The 15845-nt window shown below is 73.2% G+C and carries 15 protein-coding genes and 1 pseudogene; 5 read left to right on the top strand and 11 right to left on the bottom strand.

Going from position 1 to position 15845, the window contains the following annotated elements; genetic code table 11:
- Nucleotides 1-15: 15 nt before the first annotated feature.
- Nucleotides 16-1386 (bottom strand): L-serine ammonia-lyase, encoded by a 1371-nt coding sequence (locus ACN265_RS28655; RefSeq protein WP_421410659.1) that lies wholly within the window; start codon nt 1384-1386, stop codon nt 16-18.
- A gap of 297 nt (nt 1387-1683) precedes the next feature.
- Between ACN265_RS28655 and ACN265_RS28660 the strand changes: the two genes are divergently transcribed.
- The gene (locus tag ACN265_RS28660) at nt 1684-1890 is read left to right on the top strand and encodes a PspC domain-containing protein (RefSeq protein WP_204925876.1); all 207 of its coding nucleotides are present in this window, start codon (nt 1684-1686) and stop codon (nt 1888-1890) included.
- 170 nt (nt 1891-2060) lie between these two features.
- On the opposite strand, the gene ACN265_RS28665 is transcribed toward ACN265_RS28660, so the two are convergent.
- From ACN265_RS28665 to pdxH, 7 genes are all read right to left on the bottom strand, one after another.
- A complete protein-coding gene (locus ACN265_RS28665; protein WP_420116347.1) occupies nt 2061-2828 on the bottom strand; it encodes a DUF4230 domain-containing protein in 768 nt (255 codons plus the stop codon).
- A 100-nt stretch (nt 2829-2928) separates the two neighbouring features.
- Nucleotides 2929-4092: an acyl-CoA dehydrogenase family protein gene (locus ACN265_RS28670; protein WP_421410660.1), complete on the bottom strand. Its 1164-nt coding sequence runs from the start codon at nt 4090-4092 to the stop codon at nt 2929-2931.
- Nucleotides 4093-4124: 32 nt separating this feature from the next.
- Complete coding sequence (locus tag ACN265_RS28675; RefSeq protein WP_088643534.1) at nt 4125-4430, bottom strand: type II toxin-antitoxin system VapB family antitoxin; 306 nt, start codon at nt 4428-4430, stop codon at nt 4125-4127.
- 179 nt (nt 4431-4609) lie between these two features.
- Nucleotides 4610-5212, bottom strand: coding sequence for a nitroreductase family protein (locus tag ACN265_RS28680; RefSeq protein ID WP_421410661.1), 603 nt, complete (start codon nt 5210-5212; stop codon nt 4610-4612).
- Between the two features lie 2 nt (nt 5213-5214).
- The gene (locus tag ACN265_RS28685) at nt 5215-6144 is read right to left on the bottom strand and encodes an aldose 1-epimerase family protein (protein WP_204925872.1); all 930 of its coding nucleotides are present in this window, start codon (nt 6142-6144) and stop codon (nt 5215-5217) included.
- A 58-nt stretch (nt 6145-6202) separates the two neighbouring features.
- On the bottom strand, nt 6203-7495 hold the full coding sequence (locus ACN265_RS28690; RefSeq protein ID WP_204925871.1) for an MFS transporter: 1293 nt from the start codon (nt 7493-7495) through the stop codon (nt 6203-6205).
- Complete coding sequence (gene pdxH / locus ACN265_RS28695; protein ID WP_421411674.1) at nt 7492-8121, bottom strand: pyridoxamine 5'-phosphate oxidase; 630 nt, start codon at nt 8119-8121, stop codon at nt 7492-7494. The genes ACN265_RS28690 and pdxH overlap by 4 nt, the downstream gene beginning before the upstream one ends.
- A 271-nt stretch (nt 8122-8392) precedes the next feature.
- On the opposite strand from pdxH, the gene ACN265_RS28700 reads away from it, so the two are divergent.
- The 4 genes from ACN265_RS28700 (at nt 8393) to ACN265_RS28715 (ending at nt 13204) form a co-directional block, all read left to right on the top strand.
- Entirely contained in the window at nt 8393-9499 is a 1107-nt protein-coding gene (locus tag ACN265_RS28700) for a citrate synthase 2 (protein WP_145917623.1), read from the top strand.
- Between the two features lie 262 nt (nt 9500-9761).
- A complete protein-coding gene (gene serC / locus ACN265_RS28705; RefSeq protein ID WP_421410662.1) occupies nt 9762-10889 on the top strand; it encodes a phosphoserine transaminase in 1128 nt (375 codons plus the stop codon).
- Nucleotides 10890-11077: 188 nt separating this feature from the next.
- A complete protein-coding gene (sepH, locus tag ACN265_RS28710; RefSeq protein ID WP_421410663.1) occupies nt 11078-12157 on the top strand; it encodes a septation protein SepH in 1080 nt (359 codons plus the stop codon).
- A gap of 60 nt (nt 12158-12217) precedes the next feature.
- A complete protein-coding gene (locus ACN265_RS28715; RefSeq protein WP_421410664.1) occupies nt 12218-13204 on the top strand; it encodes an aldo/keto reductase in 987 nt (328 codons plus the stop codon).
- A 140-nt stretch (nt 13205-13344) separates the two neighbouring features.
- On the opposite strand, the pseudogene thpR reads toward ACN265_RS28715, so the two are convergent.
- The 3 genes and pseudogenes from thpR to ACN265_RS28730 all read right to left on the bottom strand — a co-directional run.
- Nucleotides 13345-13914, bottom strand: a pseudogene (thpR, locus tag ACN265_RS28720) (RNA 2',3'-cyclic phosphodiesterase); the annotation flags it as partial.
- Nucleotides 13911-14426: a hypothetical protein gene (locus ACN265_RS28725; RefSeq protein ID WP_357925688.1), complete on the bottom strand. Its 516-nt coding sequence runs from the start codon at nt 14424-14426 to the stop codon at nt 13911-13913. The gene ACN265_RS28725 and the pseudogene thpR, both read right to left, overlap by 4 nt.
- A 91-nt stretch (nt 14427-14517) precedes the next feature.
- Nucleotides 14518-15822, bottom strand: a complete 1305-nt coding sequence (locus ACN265_RS28730) for an MFS transporter (protein WP_357925685.1) — start codon at nt 15820-15822, stop codon at nt 14518-14520.
- Nucleotides 15823-15845 lie beyond the last annotated feature (23 nt).

The raw sequence follows: 15845 nt of genomic DNA on the forward strand, positions 1-15845 counted from the left end.
GTGAACGAACGCCCCTCAGCACTCGATCACGTTGACGGCCAGGCCGCCGCGTGCCGTCTCCTTGTACTTGACCTTCATGTCCGCCCCGGTCTCGCGCATGGTCTTGATGACCTTGTCGAGCGAGACGTGGTGCACCCCGTCGCCGCGCAGCGCAAGCCGGGCCGCCGTGATCGCCTTGATGCTAGCCACCGCGTTGCGCTCGATGCAGGGGATCTGCACCAGCCCCCCGACCGGGTCGCAGGTCAACCCGAGGTTGTGCTCCATGCCGATCTCGGCGGCGTTCTCCACCTGCTCGGGGGTGCCGCCGAGCGCCTCGGCCAGCCCGGCGGCGGCCATCGAGCACGCCGATCCGACCTCGCCCTGGCAGCCCACCTCTGCCCCGGAGATCGAGGCGTTCTCCTTGAACAGCACCCCGATCGCCCCGGCGGCCAGCAGGAACCGCACCACGCCCTCGTCGGAGGCGTCCGGCACGAACCGGGTGTAGTAGTGCAGCACCGCCGGGATGATCCCGGCCGCGCCGTTCGTCGGGGCGGTCACCACCCGGCCACCGGCGGCGTTCTCCTCGTTGACCGCGAGCGCGAACAGGGTCACCCAGTCCATCGCGCGCAGCGGGTCGGTCGAGCCGGCGTCGGCCTCCAGGCTGCGGCGCAGCTCGGCGGCGCGCCGCCGGACCCGCAGCCCACCCGGCAGTACGCCGTCGCGGGTGCCGCCCCGGGCCACGCACTCCCGCATCACCCGCCAGATGTCCAGCAGCCCGGCCCGCACGTCCGGCTCGCTGCGCCAGGACAGCTCGTTGGCGAGCATCACCCCGCTGATCGACAGGCCGGTGCCGGCGGTGACGTCGAGCAGTTCGGCACCGGTCGAGAAGGGGTGCGGTACGGCGGTGGTGTCCACCGTGATCCGGTCCGCCCCGGCCGCCGCCTCGTCCACCACGAACCCGCCACCGACCGAGTAGTAGGTCCGTTCGCGGACCTGCGCCCCCGCCGCGTCCCAGGCCGAGAAGACCATCCCGTTCGGGTGGTACGGCAGCGACCGGCGGCGGTGCAGCACCAGATCCCGGTCCGCTTCGAAGTCGATCTCCTGGGTGCCGAGCAGGGCGAGCCGGCCCCGGGCGCGGATCTCGGCGACCCGGGGGCCGACGCTGTCGGTGTCCACCGTCTCCGGGCTCTCGCCGGCCAGGCCGAGCAGCACGGCCCGGTCGCTGCCGTGGCCGTGGCCGGTGGCGCCCAGCGAGCCGAACAGCTCGGCCCGGACCCGGGTGACGGTGTGCAGCAGCCCGTCGGCCTTCAGCCCGGTGACGAAGGTGCGCCCGGCCCGCATCGGGCCCACCGTGTGGGAGCTGGACGGGCCGATGCCGACACTGAAGAGGTCGAAGACACTGATCATCGCTGCGCTTCCTCGCCGTCGCCCGGGTGGTGCCGGGTCCGGCCGGGTCCGTGGCCGCCGGGGTCGCCGGTGACCTGCTGATCCCGCCCGGGATGGGGGCGGTGTCGACCGGCGAGCCTACCCGCCCGGCCCACCGCACCCCGTCGTCGCTGCGGGTAGGCGTCGGCCGGGGTCGACTCGGGTAACCACCTACGGGTACGGGGTCACCGGATCACCCTCGGGACGGAGGGCACGGTGGCCGCCCCTTCCTACCGTGGAATGCAGCGCGGCGGATCGCCGCAGAGTGGGAGTACGACGATGAGTCGCAAACTGGTCCGACCCCGCGAGGGGCGCATGCTCGCCGGTGTCTGTGCCGGCCTGGCCCGCCGGTTCAACACCTCGGCCACCCTGGTCCGGCTGCTGTTCCTGCTGTCGCTGCTGCTGCCCGGCACCCAGGTGATCGTCTACCTGGTGCTGTGGATCCTGATGCCCAACGAGGACCGCTACGCAACCACCAGCCACTGACCGCCCCGGGCGTCACCCGGCGGGGTCACGCCCGGCGGGGTTGCGCCCGGTGATCAAGAGGTTGGCGTCAACTTGGAGATCAACACTGACGCCAACCTCTTGATCACCAAGACCGCCCTACAGCGCCACCGCCACACGGCACCGGGGCCGCGTGGCGGTGGCGCTTCGGGTCAGGGGGCCGTGTAGGTGATGGTGATCTTCTCGTAGCCGAGCGAGCGGAGCAGGCCCTCCAGCATCTTGCGGGTGTTCTCCTGGGCGCGCTGGGCCAGGCCGCTGTCCCGGGCCGCCGTGGTGATCCGCTCCTCGGCCATCCGGTAGACCTGCTGCTGCCGGTTGGGGTCGCCCTTGACCAGGTCGCCGATCCGGTTGAACAGGCCGCGCTCCTCGGCGAAGACGTAGCTCTTGTCCATGTCGAGGTTGGTCTGGCCGAGCTGCGGCGCGGGCAGCTTGATCTCGACGGACTTGCCGTCGGCGGACGGCACCACCGCCCCCTCGCCGATCTTGCCGAAGTCGACGTACGCCTCGACGCTGCCCGCCCCGACGAACAGCGTCCGCTGGTTGAGCAGGAACTCCGGCACGTTGTCGCGGTCGTTCTGCAGGTCGACCACGACCTGGAAGTTGCCCTCGGCCGCCACGTAACGGCTCAGATCCTGGATCGACTTGAGCAGCGGCGGCTGGCTGCGGTCGGTCTGTTCCTTGGCGAACGGGTTGCGGAACTCCGGGAAGATCCCGGTCACCTGCGTGCCGAGCAGCACCACCACGACCAACGCCGCCGCGCCGAGCACCCAGAGCAGCCCCCGGGCCGGGCCGCCGCCCGAGCGGGGCGGGTCGGCCGGTGGGGTGTCGGGGTCGACCGGGTCGCCCGACCGGGTGCGCAGTGTGTCGGCGGTCGGGTAGCCGGGGAACTCACTCTGGGGGGTTTCACCGTCGCGGGCCATCGCCCTCACCGTCCTCGTCAGACACGTGCCTCTGTCGATGACGGTACGGCCACCGTACGACGAGCGCGCGGCGAGCGACCCGAACGGGTGACGGCGGTGGTCAGCCGAAGGCGGACAACCCGGTGAGCCGCTGCCCGACGACCAGTTGGTGGATCTCGGAGGTGCCCTCGTAGGTGAGCACACTCTCCAGGTTGTTGGCGTGCCGCATCACCGGGTACTCGCCGGAGACCCCGTTCGCGCCGAGGATCGTCCGGCACTGCCGGGCGATCGCCAGCGCCTCCCGCACGTTGTTCAGCTTGCCCAGACTGACCTGGTCCGGGCGTAGCGTGCCCGCGTCGGCCAGCCGGCCCAGGTGCAGGGCGAGCAGCAGGCCCTTGTTCCACTCCACCGCCATGTCGGCGAGCTTGGCCTGGGTGAGCTGGAAGCCGGCCAGCGGACGGCCGAACTGGGTCCGGGTGCCGGCGTAGGACAGCGCCGTCTCCAGACAGTCCCGGGCCGCGCCGAGCGCGCCCCAGACGATGCCCTGCCGGGCCTCGGTCAGGCAGCTCAGCGGCGCCTTGAGCCCGACCGCGCCGGGCAGCAGGGCGTCCGCCGGCAGCCGCACCCCGTCGAGGGCGATCTCGCCGGTCACCGAGGCCCGCAGCGACATCTTGCGGCGGATCTCGCGCGCCGTCACCCCGGGGGTGTCCATCGGTACGAGGAAACCCCGTACCCCCTCGTCGGTGCGCGCCCAGATCACCCCGACGTCGGCGATCGGCGCATTGGTGATCCACATCTTCGCGCCGTCGAGGACCCAGTCGTCGCCGTCGCGGCGGGCCCGGGTGGTCATCGAGGCCGGATCGGAGCCGTGGTCGGGCTCGGTCAGCCCGAAACAGCCGATCGCCTCACCGGCGGCCATCGCGGGCAGCCAGCGCTGCTTGTGCTCCTCGCCGCCAAAGCGCCAGACGGCGTACATGGCCAGCGAACCCTGCACCGACACCAGGGAGCGGACACCGGAGTCGCCGGCCTCCAGCTCCAGGCAGGCCAGCCCGTACGCGACCATCGAGGCGCCGGCGCAGCCGTACCCGGTCAGGTGCATGCCGAGCAGTCCGAGGCGGCCGAACTCGCGGGCCAGTTCCCGGGCCGGGACGTCGCCGTCCTCATACCAGCCGGCGACGTGCGGGCGGACCCGGTCGTTGACGAGCCGGCGGACGACGGCCCGGATCTGACGCTCCTCCTCGCTCAGCGAGGCGTCCACGTCCAGCAGGTCAAGCGGGGTGCCCATGGCCGCCACCTTAACGACTGCTCAGGCAGGCGTCACTCGGGCTGGCCGTTGTAGACCAGCACCCGGGCGTGGATCTGGTTGCGCTGCTGCAGGGCCGCGCGCAACGCCCGGTGCAGGCCGTCCTCCAGGTAGAGGCCACCGTTCCACTGCACCACGTGCGGGAACAGGTCGCCGTAGAACGTGGAGTCCTCGGCGAGGAGCTTGTCCAGCGCCAGCTCGCGCTTGGTGGTGATGAGCTGATCCAGCCGCAACGGGCGGGGCGGGATCTCCGACCACTGCTTCAGCGTCAGGTTGTGCTCCGGATAGGGACGCCCGTCCCGGACCGCCTTGAAGATCACGGCACGCTCCCCTCCCCGTGGTCGGGCCGACCCTCGGCGTGGTGCCGGGTCACGCCGAGCTGCCGCACCGTGCGGCACCGATCACGGTGCCAGCCTATCCGCCCTCGCCACACCACGTTCTGCTCCCCGTTGTCGGTTTCCCTCGCCCCGAGACCCACCGCGCAGGGTACGAACCGGCATCAACTCCACCGGCCGCGCCGGACCACCTCGTCGACCGGCCGACGCCCCCGCCGCAACGACGGTGACCGGTGATCGACCGCACGGTAACCTACCGTGACCGCACCGATCGGGTGGTATTCCTCCGGCACCCCGAACGCCTCCCGGTACGCCGCCAGCCGGTCCGGCGGGATGCCGAAGAAACACGCCCCCAGCCCCTCGTCCACGGCGGTGAGCAGCATCAGCAGCGCGGCGAAGCCGGTGTCGACGTACCAGTAGGGCACCGGCCAGCGGTCCTCCGAGCGGTCCACCCAGCCCTTGTCCGGTTCGGCGTACCGCTCCAGGTAGGCCGAGCGGTTGGCGTGCGGCACCACGATCAGCGGGGCCCGGCGCATCCCGGCCAACCACCGCTCCCGCCCACCACCGCCGGGCGTGGCCGCCGCCCAGAACCGGTCCCGGTCCGCCGGCTCCTCCAGCACCAGGAAACCCCAGCCCTGGGCGAAGCCGGCCGACGGCGCCCGGACCGCGTGGTCCAGCAGCCGCTGCACCACCTCCGGTGGGACCGGACGGTCCGGGTCGTAGTTGCGCACCATCCGGCGACGCCGGACCACCTCGCCGAACTCCACGCTCAGACCCCGGGCCGGATGCCCCAGATGCCCCGCCAGGTCTCCCCCGGGGCCAGCGCGATCACGTCCCTACCGGACCGGAACGCGTCCGGTGGGCAGGTCATCGGCTCCACCGCCACCGACCGGCGGTGCCGCTCGCCGGTCAACGCGTCACCGGTGAAGACCTGCCACCAGCCGAACTGGTGGTCGGCCCACAGGCACACCCCGTCCGCGTCGTCCGGGGCGGTCAGGGTCACCGACGAACCACCGTCGTCACCCCGGATCACGTCCCCGAAGCAGAGGTCGAGCTGCGCGGCGCCGATCGGCCGGGCGGTGGTCCAGTCGTACTCGGTGCCGGCCACCGGGGTCGCCCCGATCGGCAGCAACCGGGCGTCGACCTGGAGCCGGCTGCGGGCCGGCAGCCGCATCGTCAGGTCGTCCACGGCCACCCCGGCCAGCCGCAGGTACGGGTGGACGGAGAAGCCGAACGGCGCGGCCTCGGCCCCCGTGTTGGTCACCTCGTGCTCGCCGCGCAGCCCGTCCGCACCCACGCTCCACCGGCTCCGCAGCCGCAGCGACCACGGGTAGCCGGGGGTGGGCGGCAGGTCGTAGCCGAGGGTCACCGCGTCGGCCGACTCCTCGATCGGCTGCCAGCGCACCCAGTTGACCAGGCCGTGCAGGGCGACCCCCCGGGTCGGCTCGGTCAGGTCGAGCTGCAACGACCGGCCGCCGAAGGAGTACTGCCCGTCCCTGATCCGGTTCGGCCAGGGAGCGAGCACCTGCCCGGCGCTACCGGGGGTGATCTCGTCCTCGGCGTACCCGTCGAGGTAGTCGACCCCGTTGCGCCGGTAGGTCCGAACCCCACCGCCGACCTCGACGATGACGGCCTCGTGGCCGTCGGCGGCGATCGTCCACTGTGTTCCCGAGGGCGGGCGGTGCGCAGCGTTGTCCATGCCGTGACCTTAGTCCGTGCCCTGTCCGGCCCGCCGGACCCGGCGCACCCGTCCCACGTCAGCCACGGCCCTGTGCCGCCGTGCCCGCCCGGTAGCGCAGCAGGGCCGGGAAACCCACCACCAGCAGCACCGCCAGCCCGGCCGAGAGCAACCCGCCGGCCACCCAGGCGACCGAGCCACCGAACCCGGCGGCCATCGCCCCGGCCCGCAGGTCGCCCAGCCGGGGCCCGCCGGCCACCACCACCGTGTTCACCCCCTGGAGCCGGCCGCGCATCCGGTCCGGCGCGTAGATCAGCAGCATCGACTGCCGCAGTACCGCGCTGACCAGGTCAGCCGCCCCGGCCACCGCGAGCAGCAGCACCACCAGCCAGAGCTGCCGGGCCAGCCCGGCCGCCGCGATGGCCAGCCCCCAGCCGACCACCGCCACCACCAGGGCGAGCCCCTGCCGCCGCAGCCGGCCGATCCAACCGGAGGTCAGCCCGCCCAGCATCGCGCCGATCGCGATGGCGCTGTAGAGCCACCCGACCGCCGCCCCGCCGCCGAACCGCTCCTGCGCCACCTCGGGGAAGAGCGCCCGGGGCATGGCCAGGATCATCGCGATCAGGTCGATGGCGAACGAGGAGAGCAGCACCGGCGTGGTGGCCAGGTAGCGGAACCCGTCGAGGATGCCCGCCAGGCCACCCCGACGCGCCTCACCCTCGGCCGGTGGGGCCGGGGGCATCGCGGGCAGTCGTACCGTCGCCACCACCAGCCCGGTGAACAGCAGGGCGTCGGCCGCGTAGGCGACCGGCAGCCCGGCGTCGGTGCCGAACCCGGCGAAGACCAGGCCGGCGGCGAGCGGGCCGGCCACCGCCGCGGCGGTGAAGGTGGTGTAGTTCAGGGTGCTGCCCGCCGGGACCAGCTCGGGCGGGAGCAGCCGGGGCAGGATCGCCGACCGGGCCGGCGAGCTGATCGCGAACGCGATCGAGTGCACCGTCACCAGCGCCAGCAGCAGCACCGGGCTGCCGAGCCCGGACAGCGCGTGCCCGAGCAGGCCGAGCATCGACAGCCAGAGCAGCGCCGAGCCGGCCAGCAGCACCCGCCGCCGGTCCCGGGCGTCGGCCACCGCCCCGCCCCACAGCCCGAAGACCAGCAGCGGCAGGAACCCGGCCACCCCGAGCAGCCCGACCCAGAAGGAGTCCCGGGTCAGCGCGTACATCTCCACCGGTACGGCGACCGCGGTGAACTGGAACCCGAACATCGCCACCGTGTTGCCGAGCCACATCCGGCGGTACGCGGGGACCCGCAGCGGGCGCAGGTCGATGGCCAGCCGACGGGCCCGCCCCGGCCGGGTCGGTGTGACGGCGGTCACGGGGCCAGCCGCTCGACGGCCCAGCCGTCCCCCTCGACCCGGCGGAACCGTAGCCGGTCGTGCAACCGGCCGGCCCGGCCCTGCCAGAACTCCACCGTCTCCGGATGGACCCGGAACCCGCCCCAGTGCGGGGGCGCCGGGACCGGCGTGCCGGCCGGGAACCGCTCCGCCGCCTCCCGGTACGCCTCCTGGAGCGCGGCCCGGTCCGGCACCACCGCCGACTGGCTGCTCGCCCAGGCCCCGAGCTGGGAGCCGCGTGGCCGGGACGCGAAGTACGCCTCGGTCTCACCCCGCCCGACGTGCGCCACCCGACCGGTCACCACCACCTGCCGCTGCATCGGGAACCAGGGGAAGACCAGGCTGGCCCACGGGTTGTCGGCCAGTTCGGTGCCCTTGCGCGAGCCGTGGTTGGTGAAGAAGACGAACCCCTGCGGGTCGTACTCCTTGAGCAGCACGGTCCGGCCGCTGGGCCGACCGGCGGCGTCGGCGGTGCCGAGGACCATCGCGTTCGGCTCGGGCAGGCCGGCGGCGACCGCGTCGGCGAGCCAGCGGCCGAACTGGGTGGGCCAGTCGGCGGCCAGGTCCGTCTCGGAAAGCCCCAGGTCGGCGGCGTACTCGTGCCGCATGGCCGCCAGGGCGGGTGTGTCGCCCGTCACGTCGTCCTCCTCACGCCGGCCGTCCGCGTCCCGACGACGCTGGTCAGCCCACCGATCAGTCTCACGGAGCGCACCCCGGCGTCCAGCGGCGGGGATGTCGCGTGCAGCACAGTCGCAGCGGGTCGCGCGCTTGGTTACTCACCAGGCAAGATGGCGAGAACCACATCACTGAGGGTCGCCTTAGGTACCGGGCCGGACCGAGCCCGTGGCGGGCGCACCGAGCCAGAAGCCAGGAGACGACATGGCCGACTTCAAACCGGGCCTCGAAGGCGTCGTGGCCTTCGAGACAGAGATCGCCGAACCGGACCGCGAGGGCGGCGCGCTGCGCTACCGGGGCGTGGACATCGAGGATCTGATCGGCCAGGTCTCCTTCGGCAACGTCTGGGCCCTGCTGGTGGACGGGCGTTTCGGCCCCGGCCTGCCGCCCGCCGAGCCGTTCCCGGTGCCGGTGCACTCCGGTGACATCCGCGTCGACGTGCAGTCCGCGGTCGCGATGCTCGCCCCGTACTGGGGGCTCAGTCAACTGCTCGACATCTCCGACGCCCAGGCCCGCGCCGACCTGGCCCGGGTCTCGGTCACCGCGCTGTCCTTCGTCGCCCAGTCCGCCCGCGGGCTGGGTCTGCCGGCGGTGCCGCAGAAGGAGATCGACAAGGCGGAGACCATCGTCGAGCGGTTCATGAAGCGCTGGCGGGGTGAGCCCGACCCCCGGCACGTCAAGGCCGTCGACGCGTACTTCATCTCGGCCGCCGAGCACGGCCTGAACGCCTCCACCTTCACCGCCCGGATCGTCGCCTCCACCGGGGCCGACGCGGCGGCCTGCATCTCGTCGGGCATCGGCGCGCTCTCCGGCCCGCTGCACGGCGGCGCGCCGTCGCGGGTGCTCACCATGCTGGAGGCCGTCGAGCGCAGCGGCGACGCCGAGGGGTACGTCAAGGGCGTCCTCGACCGGGGCGAGCGGCTGATGGGCTTCGGCCACCGCGTCTACCGGGCCGAGGACCCGCGCGCCCGGGTGCTCCGGCGCACCGCCCGGGAACTGGGCGCACCGCGCTTCGAGGTCGCCGAGGCGCTGGAGAAGGCCGCCCTGGCCGAGCTCCAGGCCCGCCGCCCGGACCGGGTCCTCGCCACCAACGTCGAGTTCTGGTCGGCCGTCGTACTCGACTTCGCCGAGGTGCCGGCGCACATGTTCACCTCGATGTTCACCTGCGCCCGGATGGGCGGCTGGTCGGCGCACATCCTGGAGCAGAAGAAGCTCCAGCGGCTCGTCCGGCCGTCGGCCCGCTACGTCGGGCCCGGCACCCGCAAGCCGCAGCAGGTCGAGGGCTGGGACGCCATCCCGCACGGCGTCTGAGCACACCTGCCCGCAGGGGGCGTCGACCGGCCGGTCGACGCCCCCTGCGCGTGGCCGGCCGGTCGCCCCCGGTGTGTCCGACGCCTCAGCCCCGGGCCTGGGACCAGCCGGCATCCGGGCCGCCACGGGTGCGAGGATGAAGGCCGGCAGTGTCGCCGGACCAGGCCCGGACCCGGCCACGACGTGCGCCAGCGCGCGTCCGCCGCGGCACCGCGCCCGTTGAAGGGCCCGCCCTCGCCCATGCGGAAGGATCGAGAAAACCGTGGCTGACGCACCGACCATTCGGATTCCCGACGACATCAAGCCCGCCGACGGGCGGTTCGGCTGCGGGCCGTCCAAGGTCCGTCCGGCGGCGGTCTCCGCGCTCGCCGACGTGGCGACCAGCTTCCTGGGCACCTCGCACCGGCAGCAGACCGTCCGGGCCGAGGTCGCCCGGCTCCGCCGGGGCCTGGCCGAGTTCTTCTCCCTCCCCGAGGGCTACGAGGTGGTCCTCGGCAACGGCGGCACCACCGCCTTCTGGGAGGTCGCCACCTTCGGGTTGGTCCGTGACCGGGCCCAGTTCGCCAGCTTCGGCGAGTTCGGCGCGAAGTTCGCCAAGTCGGTCTCCGACGCGCCGTTCCTCGGCGAGCCGACCGTGCGCAAGTCCGAGCCGGGCAGCGCCCCGAGCCTGGTCGCCGAGGCCGGGGTGGACGTCTACGCCACCCCGCACAACGAGACCTCCACCGGTGTCGCGGTGCCGATCGCCCGGGTCGCCGACGCCGACCCGGGCTCGCTGCTGCTGGTCGACGCCACCTCCGGGGCCGGCGGTCTGGACGTCAACGTCGGCGAGACCGACGTCTACTACTTCGCCCCGCAGAAGTGCTTCGGCTCCGACGGCGGGCTCTGGCTGGCCCTGATGTCGCCGGCCGCCCTGGAGCGGGCCGCCGAGATCAAGGGCTCGGGCCGCTACATCCCGGCCTTCCTCGACCTGGTCACCGCGATCGACAACTCGCGGCTGGAGCAGACGTACAACACCCCGGCGCTGGCGACCATCTTCCTGGCCGCCGAGCAGACCGACTGGATGAACTCGCAGGGCGGCCTGAGCTGGGCGGCCAAGCGCACCGCCGAGAGCGCCGGGATCGTCTACGGCTGGGCCGAGCGGTCCGCGTTCGCCACCCCGTTCGTCACCGATCCGACGCTGCGCTCCAACGTGGTCGCCACCGTCGACTTCGCCGACGGGGTCGACGCCGCCGCGATCGCCAAGGTGCTGCGGGCCAACGGGATCGTCGACACCGAGCCGTACCGCAAGCTCGGCCGCAACCAGCTGCGGGTCGCGCTCTTCCCGGCGGTGGAACCGTCCGACGTGGAGGCGCTCACCGCCGCCATCGACTACGTGGTCGAGCGGCTCTGATCACATCCGTCACGGTGGGTGGTCGCAGCGGCTGCTGCGGCCACCCATTGTGATCATTGCCGCAGCTCAGTCGCGACATGCGGATTCACCTCCCCCACCTGTGGGCAGATGGGCGTACGGTGGTGCGAGGACGCCCGGGTGGCCGGCTCGTGGCGTGACGGCCAGCGAAGCGGGACGGAGGCTACGCCATGCGCCCAGTACGCTTCGTCGCCCTCTCCGAGGACGGCCAGGCGCTGGTGCTCGCCGACGAGGTCGGGCGCCTGCTCGCCCTCCCCATCGACGAACGCATCGCGACCGTGCTGCACGCCGAGCCCGGCACGCCGCCGCTCGCCGTCGTCCCGGTCGGGGCCGATCCGACCCCGTCGCTGTCCCCCCGGGACATCCAGGCCCGCATCCGCTCCGGCGAGTCCGCCGAGGACGTCGCCCGGATCGCCGGCGTCCCCGTCGACCGGGTGCTGCGCTACGCCGGCCCGGTGCTCCAGGAGCGGGCCATGCTCGCCCAGCACGCCCGGCGCACCCGGCTCAAGGGCGCCGAGAAGGCCACCCCGCTGGCCGAGGTGGTCAACGGCCGGCTGGCCCAGCACGGCATCGACACCGAGAAGATCTCCTGGGACGCCTTCCGGCGCGACGACGGCACCTGGCGGATCATCGCGACCTGGCCGTCCGGCAAGGCCACCGCGCAGGCCGTCTGGGATCTCGACAAGCTCCGGCAGAACGTCACCCCGCACGACGACATGGCGCAGTACCTCTGCGCCGAGCGTCCCACGCCGATCCTCGGCCAGGAGCCGGCACCGGAGCGGGGCGGTCACGCGCTGCCCGGTCCGTCGCGCGGTGAGCCGAGCCGGGGCGGGCACGGCCTGCCGGCCGCCAACGAGCAGGCCCGACCGGGCCGGGACCCGATCCGGGCCGGCCGGGACGCGCTGCTCGCCTCACTGGACCGTCCGCTCGGCGGCACCTCGGGGCGGGGTCTCGACCCGCGGTCCCCGGCCGCGCTGGCCGGTGCCGACGCCCCCCGTCATCGGGCCGTCGGCGGTGGCGCCGCCGCACTGCTCGGCGGCGGGCAGGGTTCCGCCTTCGACGACGACTCGGACGCGCCGAAGGAGGTCCCGGCCGTGCCGTCGCTGGCGGTGCTCCGGCCGCGTCGCACCGGCGCGGCGGCGGCTGCCGGTGGCGAGTCGACGGACGCCTCGGGCAAGCCGCGCAAGCGCCTCCCGAGCTGGGACGATGTCCTCTTCGGCAGTGGCCCGGCGGCCCGCGAGTCCTCCTGACCCGGGGCTCCACCCTGGCAGTGCCCGGCGGCGTTCCGCCGCGCGTGTCAGGGTGGGGTCATGGAGTACACGAATCTGGGACGCACCGGCCTGTCGGTGAGCCGGCTCTGCCTCGGCACGATGAACTTCGGGCCGCAGACGTCCGAGCCGGACAGCTTCGCCGTCATGGACCGGGCGCTCGAACACGGCATCAACTTCTTCGACACCGCCAACGTGTACGGCTGGCAGACCGGTGAGGGGATCACCGAGCAGATCATCGGCCGCTGGTTCGCCCAGGGCGAGGGCCGGCGGGACAAGGTCGTCCTGGCCACCAAGGTCTACGGCAAGATGAGCGAGTGGCCCAACGACCAGGGCCTGAGCGCCCGACACATCGTCCGGGCCTGTGAGGACTCGCTGCGTCGGCTCCAGACCGACGTGATCGACCTCTACCAGATGCACCACGTCTCCCGGAGCACCCCGTGGGAGGAGATCTGGCAGGCGATGGAGACCCTGGTCGCACAGGGCAAGGTGATCTATGTCGGGTCATCCAACTTCGCCGGTTGGCACATCGCCCAGGCGCAGGCCGCCGCCGGGAAGCGCAACTTCCTCGGTCTGGTCGCCGAGCAGTCCATCTACAACCTGCTCACCCGGCACGTCGAGTTGGAGGTGATCCCCGCCGCGCAGCACTACGGGCTCGGGGTCATTCCGTGGTCGCCGCTGCACGGCGGGCTGCTGTCCGGGGTGCTGCGCAAGATGGCGGAGGGTGGGGCCGCGCGGGGCACCGCCGGTCGCGCCGCCGACGGGCTCGCCGCACACCGGCCGGCCATCGAGGCGTACGAGAAGTTCTGCGCGGAGCGGGGTCAGGACCCGGCCGACGTGGCGCTGGCCTGGCTGCTCTCCCGGCCCGGGGTGACCGCCCCGATCATCGGTCCGCGTACGGTGGCGCAGCTCGACAACACCCTGGGTGCACTCTCGGTGGAGATCGACGAGGCGACGGAGCAGCGGCTCGACGAGCTGTTCCCGCCGGTCGGCAACGGCGGCCCCGGCCCGGAGGCCTGGGCCTGGTGACCCACCCGCCGGGGTGATCAACTCAACGGGGGCGATGTGGCGGTGTCCGAGCGCTCGGACACCGCTGTGTCGCCCCCGTCGCGCCGGGGCAGCGCGTCGGGGCGGGGCAGCGCGTCGGGGCGGGCAGGCGGGCGCGGTGCCAGGGGCCAGCTGGTCAGGGGGGTGTGGTGCGGGCCGGGGCGGCTGTGGACCAGCACCAGGTCGGTGGCCGGCCACGACGGGCCGAGGTGGGCGTCGAGGGCGAGCCGGTCGGCCTCCACCTCGGACGGGGTGAGCCGGTCCCCGGGACGGGCCACCGTCAGGTGCGGGCGGAACGGCTTCCCGTCGTACGGCAGACCGGCCCGGTCCAGCTCGGCACGGATCAGCCGGGCCAGGGTACGCAGCGCCGGCACCTCCCCCAGCACGTCCACCCAGAGCACTGTGGAGCGGCCCTGACCGAAGCAGCCCCCGCCGCCCAGCCGCAGCCGGGGCGGGTGCGTCCAACCGGCACGGGCGGTCCCGGCCGCCGCCGCGAGGGCACCCTGGACCCCGGGTAGTCGACCGGGTGCCACCTCACCGAGGAAGGCCAGCGTGACGTGCAGGTGCGCCGGCTGTGTCAGGCGTACGTCGAGGCCGGCGGCGGTGGCCGCGCCCACCCGCAGCCGGGCCGTCCGGGCGGTGAGGTCGGCGACGGCGGACGGCGGTGGGTAGACCGCGACGAAGAGTCTCACGCCCGCCGGTCACGGGGGCGACGGTCGGCGCGGGTGGCCGGCAGCCCCAGCCCCGCCCCGGCGAGCAGCCCTTCGACCCGGACCCGTTCGATCTCCCGGTCAACCCCGGCCAGCTCGGCCAGGTGCTCGGCGATCCCCAGTGCCCGGCAGGCGGCACGCAGCCGGTCGTCGTACGCCTCGATGACCGAGCTGTGCCAGACCACCGAACGGCCGCCCGCGGCGAGCCGGTGCCGGCCGAGTCGGCGCAGGTCGGCGGCGAGGAGTTCGAGGGGGCGGCGGTCGGCCCGGTCCAGCTCGGTCAGGTCGAGGTCGCCGGTGACCGGGTCGGTGGCGAGGGCCCGGTCGAGCCGGGCGATGGTGCGGCGTTCCCGACGGCGTTCCCGCCACTCGGCCCAGCCGCAGGCCACCCGGTCGAGAATTTCGTCATAGCAGAAGACCAGGGCGAACGCCGCCGGCAGGCAGGCCACGGCGAGGATAGCCAGTACCAGCGTCAGTGCGCTCTCGCCTGCCACACCTCGACGCTAAGGCCCGCCGGGGCCGCGCGCCACCGCTTTGTTGCTATCTGAACGCTGTGCGTGTCCGCCCTGGGACGGACCGCGCCGCTCACCGCCCGCTGGGGGTGAGCAGCCCGGTGCGGGACACCACGTAGAAGCGGGGCATGGGCAGCACCCGGAAACGCAGCCGGGCGCCGGAGCGGCGGAGCTGCCAGGCGAGCGCGAGCAGGGCGGTGGCCAGGGAGATGAGCCCACCCATCCAGATGCTCGCCCCGGCGCCGAAGGTCTCGGCGACCCAGCCGATGATCGGCGCGCCGACCGGGTTGGTGCCCAGGAACACCAGCACCCACAGCGCCATCACCCGGCCCCGGAAGGCGGCGTCGGTGCCGAGCTGAACCCGCTGGTTGGCCGCCTGGGCGAAGAAGACCATGAAGAAGCCGGTCGGCAGGAGCAGGGTCACCACCAGCCAGTACGCCGGGGCGAGGCCGACCAGGGTGCCGAAGACCGCACAGCCGACGGCCGCGCCGAGCACCAGCCAGACCGAGGGGCGGCTGCGTCGGCCGGTGCCGGCGAGCGCCCCGACCAGCGCGCCGACCGCCAGCGCGGTGCTGAACAGGCCGAACGAGGCGGCCCCGGTGTGGAAGACCGTCTTGGCCAGCGCGGCGAGGGTGAGTTGGAAGTTGAACAGCGACATCCCGATCACCGACATGACCACCATCGGCAGCAGCAGGTCGGGGCGGCTACGGACGTAGCGCAGCCCGTCGATGATCTTGGCCGAGTCCCGTTCGCCGAGCGGCGGGAGTTCCTTGCGGTACAGCTCGGCCGGCCGCATCCGGACCACGTTGGCCAGCGGTGCGACGGAGCTGACGGCGGTGAACAGGAAGACCGGGCCGACGTCGAACGCGGCGATGGCCAGGCCGGCGACGGCGGGACCGATGATCCGGGCCGAGTTGAACACCGCCGCGTTGAGCGAGAGCGCGTTGGGCAGCAGGGTGGTGCCGACGAGTTCGCTGACGAACGCCTGCCGGACCGGGGTCTCCACCGCGTTGGCGATGCCGAGCAGGGCGGCGAACGTGAAGACGTGCCACAGCTCGACCAGGCCGGTGAGCACCAGCAGGCTCATCCCCAGCGCCAGCACCGTCCAGAAGGCGTTGGCGACGAACAGCAGCATCCGCTTGTCGTACCGGTCGGCGAGCCGGCCGGAGAGCAGGGTGAGCAGCAGCACCGGGGTGAACTGGAGGGCGGTGACCACGCCGAGCGCGGTGGCGGAATTGTCCGAAAGCTCAAGGACGAGCCAGTCCTGGGCGATGAACATCATCCAGACGCCGATCAGTTTGACCAGCTGTCCGGTGGCGAAGAGTCGGTAGTTACGGACTCGTAGGGACTGGAACATCGTGCTCAGCTTCGCCTGCACTCTTGGTGCGCCTCCTCGGGCCG

It is taken from the genome of Micromonospora sp. WMMD730, from assembly GCF_049178955.1.
Taxonomy (GTDB): Bacteria; Actinomycetota; Actinomycetes; order Mycobacteriales; family Micromonosporaceae; genus Micromonospora; species Micromonospora wenchangensis.

Excerpts from the sequence above, each read along its gene's own strand:
- ACN265_RS28715 (WP_421410664.1), top strand. The coding sequence starts at position 12,218 with ATGGAGTACACGAATCTGGGACGCACCGGCCTGTCGGTGAGCCGGCTC.
- ACN265_RS28685 (WP_204925872.1), bottom strand. The coding sequence starts at position 6,144 with ATGGACAACGCTGCGCACCGCCCGCCCTCGGGAACACAGTGGACGATC.
- pdxH (WP_421411674.1), bottom strand. The coding sequence starts at position 8,121 with ATGCGGCACGAGTACGCCGCCGACCTGGGGCTTTCCGAGACGGACCTG.
- ACN265_RS28665 (WP_420116347.1), bottom strand. The coding sequence starts at position 2,828 with ATGGCCCGCGACGGTGAAACCCCCCAGAGTGAGTTCCCCGGCTACCCG.
- ACN265_RS28655 (WP_421410659.1), bottom strand. The coding sequence starts at position 1,386 with ATGATCAGTGTCTTCGACCTCTTCAGTGTCGGCATCGGCCCGTCCAGC.
- ACN265_RS28670 (WP_421410660.1), bottom strand. The coding sequence starts at position 4,092 with ATGGGCACCCCGCTTGACCTGCTGGACGTGGACGCCTCGCTGAGCGAG.
- sepH (WP_421410663.1), top strand. The coding sequence starts at position 11,078 with ATGCGCCCAGTACGCTTCGTCGCCCTCTCCGAGGACGGCCAGGCGCTG.
- ACN265_RS28700 (WP_145917623.1), top strand. The coding sequence starts at position 8,393 with ATGGCCGACTTCAAACCGGGCCTCGAAGGCGTCGTGGCCTTCGAGACA.
- ACN265_RS28660 (WP_204925876.1), top strand. The coding sequence starts at position 1,684 with ATGAGTCGCAAACTGGTCCGACCCCGCGAGGGGCGCATGCTCGCCGGT.